This window comes from Liquorilactobacillus uvarum DSM 19971 (assembly GCF_001434935.1).
GTDB lineage: Bacteria > Bacillota > Bacilli > Lactobacillales > Lactobacillaceae > Liquorilactobacillus > Liquorilactobacillus uvarum.
This window is the reverse complement of sequence record NZ_AZEG01000051.1, coordinates 1-7,249: the sequence shown is the minus strand read 5'-3', so window position 1 is coordinate 7,249 and position 7,249 is coordinate 1. Positions and strand designations below refer to the sequence as shown.

Here is a 7,249-nt window from a genome sequence, read left to right as displayed (position 1 = left end):
GCAGTATATAGCTAATCAACATAAGACAGTTTACTATAACGCTAACGGTCAAATGCAATATGGGCAACAACACATTAATGGGCACTGGTACTTGTTCGATAATAATACTGGAGCAATGAAGACTGGTCTGCAGTATATAGCTAGCCAACATAAGACAGTTTACTATAATGCCAATGGTCAAATGCAGTATGGAACTCAAAAAATTAATGGTAGAACATACTATTTTAATACGGTCACTGGGGCACAGAAATAAAAAATTAGCGTTACTGTTTTTTGATAGAAAGCTCTTTATTGTATTCAAAAACATAATTTAATCATGTCATAAAAATGAACTCTCAGACAATTTGTGGGAGTTCATTTTTGTGTGGAAAAGGATTCAAACATTAAGCGGCAGAAAAAATATCCAATATCTAAATTTATTGTATCGGTTAAAGTTTACCGTAAAAGAAACAAAATGAGTTACACTTTAGAAAATGGATTGCAAATATTAGGAATGAGTTTTTGCTGTTATTTTAGAATGTTAGGGAAGAACGTCTAGCAAGATAAGGAAGTAATATAAATGACTATAAAAAACATTTTAGATATTGATCAGATAAATGTAGCGAAAACAGTAGAAGAATTAGTTGAAAGCGGCAGAAAAAAATATCAAGAGACACCGAGCGACAAGTTAACGATTTATCATACAGTCAGCAGGGATGCTGTTAAAATCATTAAATCAGTTGAAGTAGGGATGATTTCTGAATTGCTTCCAATGCGCAGGGAGCGAATGCTGAAAAACACGTTTTCATTTTATCGCGGAACCGCTGGTTTGATGGATTTTGATCTAGCTGGACAGATTCATAGCAACATTCCAGTTTTACTTTGTGGAGATGCGCATATTGGAAATTACGGTTTTTATGCATCACCGGAACGTCAGCTATTATTTGACCTCAATGATTTTGATGAAGCTAGAATAGGTAATTGGGAGAGTGACTTGCGACGCTTGCTGGTCAGTATTTATTTGGCTGGAAAGGAAAATGGATTTAAGAATAAAAAATTACGCAAATTAATTCAAAAGGTGGTAGCATCATACCGCTCTGCGATTGCACATGTAGGATCAATGAAAATGATGGAGCGCTTTTACCTTTCACCTAAAGTTCGATTGCTAGCTGAAATAGTTCATGAACAAAATGATGGTGATTTTGAAAAACCGTTGGCAGATATTATTGCAAAGGCAACCAAAAATGATCTAGGTAAGGTGCTCAAGAAATTTACACTGCTCAATTCTAATGGAGAACGAGTTTTTATTGAAGATGCACCGCGTTCTGTGCATGTTTCTAGTAAACAAATTCAAAAATTTATCGTTGCATTTAAAGATTATCGCGCAACAGTTCCTGAAAGAATTAAAGTTTTGCTGATGCAATACAAAATTACAGATGTGATCCGTCATAGTGTTGGGGTCGGAAGTTTTGGAACTCGCTGTTATCTGCTCCTTTTAAAAGCTAATGATGGCAGCCATTTAGTTCTTCAAGTTAAAGAAGCACTGCCCACAAGAGATTCTTTTATTCCTCTGAAACTTGATATTGATCTTCATCGGGAAATCGGCGAAGGAAATCGAATCATTAAGGCGCAGAAAATAATGCAGTCTGCTTCGGATCCATTTTTAGGTAGTATGAATATCAATCAGCGCAGCTATTATGTTCGCCAATTTAGAGATATGAAGGGATCATTTAATCTTGAAAAAATGGACTGGCAAGGGTACAAACTTTATACAGAAGTCTGTGCGCTGCTGCTTGCTTTTAGTCATTTCCATAGTCCAACTGCACCAATGATACAGGGATATCTTGAGGAAGCGGAGAATTTTGATGAGTTAATGGCGGATTGGACATTAAAGTATGCCCAGCAAGTAAAAATTGACTATGAAAAATATAAAGAATATGTGGAGAACTAGCAAACCCGACCTGGCTTTTAGCGAATTTAAAGATAGAGATGCAAGTATGATAAATCTAAAAAGGGCAGTTGCTATATAGAAAATGAGAACATCTAGATAATGGTATTTTTTATGACATTTCTATTTCGTGAAAGTAGCACCTTTTCGTTGAAAGTCGTATAATATCTTTATTCTAACAAAACAAGGGAGAAATTATGGCTGAATTGACACGTTTTTATACAATGTTCCAACCGGCACATTACGATATTTTCTTAGATATTAATCGCGAAGAAAAACAATTTACCGGCAAGACGACAATTACAGGGAATGCTAGAGAACAGTTGATCTCTATTCATCAGAAGAACTTGAAAATCTTGTCTGTTCAAGCAGATGGTCAAAATATACCATTTACGATAGATAATGATGCTGACGCACTTCGAATCAGCTTGGCAAAAGCAGGGGACACCAAGGTAACAATCACTTATAATGCAGATTTGACAGATACAATGATGGGGATTTATCCGTCATACTACACTGTTGATGGTGTCAAAAAGCAAATTATCGGAACACAATTTGAAACCAACTTTGCACGGCAGGCTTTTCCGTGTATCGATGAACCTGAAGCTAAAGCAACATTTGATATAGCGCTTAAGTTTGACGAGCATCCCGGTGAAATTACCTTGAGTAATATGCCTGAGTTGCGAGTTGAAGACGGAGTACATTACTTCGATACAACTGTGCGTATGTCAACTTATTTGGTTGCTTTCGCTTTTGGCGAGCTGCAAGGTAAACAGACAACTACTAAAAGCGGCGTGAAAATCGGAGTTTTTGCGACAAAAGCACATCAAGCCAATGAACTGGATTTTGGACTTGATATTGCCAAACGTTCGATTGAATTTTATGAGGAATTTTATCAAACACCATATCCGCTGCCGCATTCCTGGCAATTGGCCCTGCCTGATTTTTCCGCAGGTGCAATGGAGAATTGGGGATTAGTAACCTACCGCGAGGCATATCTTCTGCTTGATCCTGATAATACGGCACTTGATATGAAACAGCTTGTTGCAACTGTGATTGCACACGAATTAGCTCATCAATGGTTCGGTGATTTAGTCACGATGAAGTGGTGGGATGATTTATGGTTGAATGAAAGCTTTGCTAATATGATGGAATATGTTGCAGTTGATGCACTTGAACCGGATTGGCGTATCTGGGAAACTTTCCAAACATCAGAAGTTCTGGCTGCTCTGCAGCGTGATGCGACTGATGGTGTCCAATCAGTACATGTTAATGTTGAAAACCCAGCAGAAATTGATGCTTTATTTGATGGTGCGATCGTGTATGCAAAAGGTTCACGCCTGCTGGTAATGGTACGTGCCTTAATTGGTGATGATGCTTTGCGGGCCGGTTTGAAAAACTATTTTGCAACACATCAATTTAACAATGCAACAGGTGCTGATTTATGGTCTGCTTTAGGTGATGCATCTGGTATTGATGTAGGTGCTATCATGAATTCATGGCTAGAACAGCCTGGCTATCCAGTCGTAACAGCGAGTGTGAATGATGGACAATTAGTAATAGAACAGCAGCAATTTTTCATTGGCAAAGCACAAGAAGCTGGTCGTCAATGGCAGATTCCATTGAATAGCAACTATGAGACAGCACCAGCAATTTTAACTGCTAAGAAAGTTGCTCTTGGAGACTATGCAGCTTTGCGCCAAAAGAATGGCATGCCGTTTAGGTTGAATGTGGGGAATAATTCACACTTTATTGTTAAGTATGACAAAACTTTGTTAACAGACATTTTGGATAATTCTACTGCATTGGATTCCATTTCAAAATTGCAACTTTTGCAAGATTTACGCTTATTGGCAGAAGGAAATCAAGTCTCTTATGTGACTGTTGCACCATTACTGTTAAGTTTTGCAGATAGTCATTCAGCAGTTGTCAACACAGCACTTTATCAAGTTGCAGGTAACTTAAAGAAATTTGTGACACCCGATTCAGATGAAGAAAAAAACTTAAAAGCATTCTTTAACAAGCTGAGTGCTGCACAAGTTGCGCGTTTGGGGTGGAAAGCAAAAGATGGTGAATCAAATGATGATCAGCTGACCCGTCCTTACGTACTGAGTGCGGCATTATATGCTGAAAATGCTGATGCAATTGCTGCAGCACACGCTTTGTTTACAGCTAACAGCAAGCAGTTGGCTGCTTTACCAGCCGACATTCGAGTATTTGTTTTGCGTAATGAGGTCAAGCATTTTGGTAATGATTCTCTGTTTGACAAGTTATTGGAGGCCTATCGTCACTCCTCAGACGCTAGTTACAAAGCTGATATAAGCTCTGCTTTGGCGAATACAACTGATGCGAATTTGATCGCGCATTTAATTGAAAAATTTGAAGATACTGACACGATCAAGCCGCAGGATCTGCGTGCATGGTTCCGTAGTGTTTTAGCCAACAAAGATGGTCAGCAAGCAGCATGGGACTGGATTCGTGATGACTGGCAATGGTTAGAAAAAACGGTTGGTGGGGATATGGAATTCACAACATATATCACAGTTATCGCTAGCATTTTCAGAACACCAAAACGTTTGGCTGAGTTTAAGACTTTCTTTGAACCTAAGTTAGAGACACCTGGTCTGACACGTGAAATTAAGATGGATACTAAAGTGATCGAGAGCCGTGTTGAGTTGATAGAGCGCGAAAAAGATGCTGTGAATGCTGCTATTGCTTCAATCATTGAATAAAAAAATATTGTAGACGACAATCAAAAAATTTTAATTAGGTAAAAGTACAAAATGTTTTATGTAATTTGAAGTATGAGAACTATAAAAAGGCAGCTCGAAATCCGGGCTGCCTTTTTGCTGTGTGAAAATTAGAAAAACAGTTTAAATTTTTTTAATCTACTTTTTCTAAAGGTAATAGCTGCTGTAATTCTGTTAAATGCGGTTTCTTCTTCAGAATATTGCGATAGTGATCTAAGTTTATCCGTGCATTCCAGAGCAGGACTCCTTGAAGAATATCAGCATCATCGAAATAATAAATGATGCTGCCATCTGAATGCTGAAGCTTTTCTGCGTACATCTTCAATTTAGAACTAACTGTTCCGAGAGCCTCCCAGGAAACATCGAAAACCCAACTGTAGAAATAGGGAGTGTGGTTATAAGAAATTTCTTTCCCAGCCATGTTTTGCCCAGCAATATATCCAGATTTGACTGCATGATTAACATGTCCAGCATTTTGGCGGCCAAGAATGACATCTGGATATGAAATGATATCGCCGGCAGCCCAGATATCGGGAGCTGAGGTTTTTAAATACTTGTCGACAACAACGCCGAGCTTGTCAGTTTTTAGTTGTGTCTTTTCAGCCAAATCGAGTTCAATTTTAGCTCCCAATCCGAGAACTAAACCATCCCCTTTAAGGACTGTGCCATCATTTAAGAAAACCTTGACTTGTGTATCTTCGATTTCGTACTTTTCAGCACGTTTTTTTGAATATATTTTAACGCCTGCATCAAGGTATTTTTGTTGATATTTTTTACTTAAGTAAGTTGGAAATTTTTTGTCATAGAGACGTTCGCCACTGACGATAAGTGAGACCTGAACTTTGTTTTGTATAAGGCCGGCCGCAATTTCATTGCCGATATAACCATTGCCAACAACAATGACATGCTTATGATTATCGCTGAAAGCACGGATTTTGCGGTAGTCAGCTTTGGAACGCAATGCGACAACTAAATCACTTTCGGGGCCAGCAAGAGTTTGAGGCGTACTGCCAGTTGCAAGCAACAGTTTATCATAACTAAATTGCGTATCTTTATTTGTGGTGACCAAATGTTCGGCTGAATCGATACTGATAACCTGTGTTTTTAAAAAAAGAGTAGCATTATTTTTTTCTTTTGTATGAAAGTTTGTATCGTCTTCTGTAAAATCTGGATCGACCCAAAGTTTTTTGCTTAGAGCAGGTCTCGCGTAAGGTTCATCAGAATCGGCAGAGATAATTCCGAGCGAGCCTTTTGAATCTGCAGAACGAATTCCTGCCGCGGCTTGATCCGCTGCCATACCGCCGCCAATAAGGAGATAATTAAAATGTTTTGTTTTTTCGGGCATAGATAGTACCTTCTTTCATGTTTTTAATCACTAGTTAGATTTCTTTTTATAAAAAAGTTCTACCCTTAATTATAAGGTAGCTAGACCAAAAGTTTAAAAAATCTGCTTGGAAACATTATGACAAATGGTTTGTTTTTATAGGCAAGTGAAAAGAATGAAGTAGGTAAGTATTTTAAAATCAATTGCAAGGCATTTAATACTTTTTAATGTAAAACTCTTTAAAAAAAACTATTTTGGACGATAATGAATTAGTAGGTAAGTATTTTTTGAGACGGATGGGGGAAGAAAAAAATAATGTTATCTGGGAAAAAGCACTATAAGATGTATAAGGCAGGAAAGGGCTGGGTTTTTGCTTCGATAATGGCATTTGCGGTTGCTGGGGGCATGTTATTAAATAATACTGACGTTTCCGCAGATAATGTCGCAGCAGAGAACTCAAAATCAATTTTGGTTAGCCAAAACGATGCTCAGAACGTTTCGCAGAAAGCGCCATCAACTGAAGGTACAACAGATATATCTGCAAAAACAAAGGATAGTTCAACTAGCACTTCAGACACAAGTTCAGATGCTGAGACTGCAAAAATGAGCAACAGTTCAAGTGACGCTAACGTGTCATCTTCGGAAAAATCTTCGGATGATAAAACTACTGCTCAAAGCAGCACACTTCAAAAGAACAATCAGACTGCTGCAAGTGAAACAAGCACGTCTCAAAAAGATAACCAGGTTTCTGCAAGTGAAACAAGCACAGCTCAAGAAAGTAGCAGCGATAATTCAATAACCAGAAACCAAAGTTCTTCTGAAAATACTGTCTCCCAACCAGTTTCCGCTGCTAAAACAGTAAAAGCTGCTTCTACGGAACAATCAACAAAGAAGGCTGCATCAAACACGCAGAGCCAAGAAAATTCGACTAAAACCACTAATAGTGATACGGAGAAAAAAGCTGAACAAAATACATATAAACAAGTTTACGTAAATGGTCATTGGTATCTGACTGATACAGCTGCGAACAAGTATTTAACTGGTTTTCAGAAAATTGAAGATCAGAATAAAACAGTCTATTACAGCAATAATGGTCAGATGCAATACGGTCAGCAGTATATTAACAGCTATTGGTATTTGTTTGATGGAAGAACTGGAGCAATGAAGACCGGTTTTCAGCGCATTTTCAACCAAAATAAGACGGTCTATTATAACGGCAGCGGTCAAATGCAATATGGACAGCAGTAT

Annotated in this window: 4 protein-coding genes and 1 pseudogene; 4 read left to right on the top strand and 1 reads right to left on the bottom strand. The window is 38.1% G+C overall.

Features of this window, described 5'->3' with window-relative positions; translation table 11 throughout:
- The 3 genes and pseudogenes from FD20_RS11765 to FD20_RS11755 form a co-directional block, all read left to right on the top strand.
- Positions 1–253 (top strand): annotated as a pseudogene (locus FD20_RS11765) (N-acetylmuramoyl-L-alanine amidase family protein); the annotation flags it as partial.
- 306 nt (positions 254–559) lie between these two features.
- Positions 560–1,930 carry a DUF2252 domain-containing protein gene (locus tag FD20_RS11760; protein WP_057738743.1) on the top strand — a complete coding sequence of 457 codons (1,371 nt, stop codon included), beginning with the start codon at positions 560–562 and terminating at the stop codon, positions 1,928–1,930.
- A gap of 194 nt (positions 1,931–2,124) precedes the next feature.
- Positions 2,125–4,659: a M1 family metallopeptidase gene (locus FD20_RS11755; protein ID WP_057738741.1), complete on the top strand. Its 2,535-nt coding sequence runs from the start codon at positions 2,125–2,127 to the stop codon at positions 4,657–4,659.
- Between the two features lie 151 nt (positions 4,660–4,810).
- Here FD20_RS11755 and FD20_RS11750 read toward each other — a convergent pair whose 3' ends face one another.
- Positions 4,811–6,022, bottom strand: a complete 1,212-nt coding sequence (locus FD20_RS11750) for an NAD(P)/FAD-dependent oxidoreductase (protein ID WP_057738739.1) — start codon at positions 6,020–6,022, stop codon at positions 4,811–4,813.
- A gap of 294 nt (positions 6,023–6,316) precedes the next feature.
- Between FD20_RS11750 and FD20_RS11745 the strand changes: the two genes are divergently transcribed.
- The coding region (locus FD20_RS11745) for a KxYKxGKxW signal peptide domain-containing protein (protein ID WP_170207699.1) at positions 6,317–7,249 on the top strand (933 nt) is incomplete at its 3' end.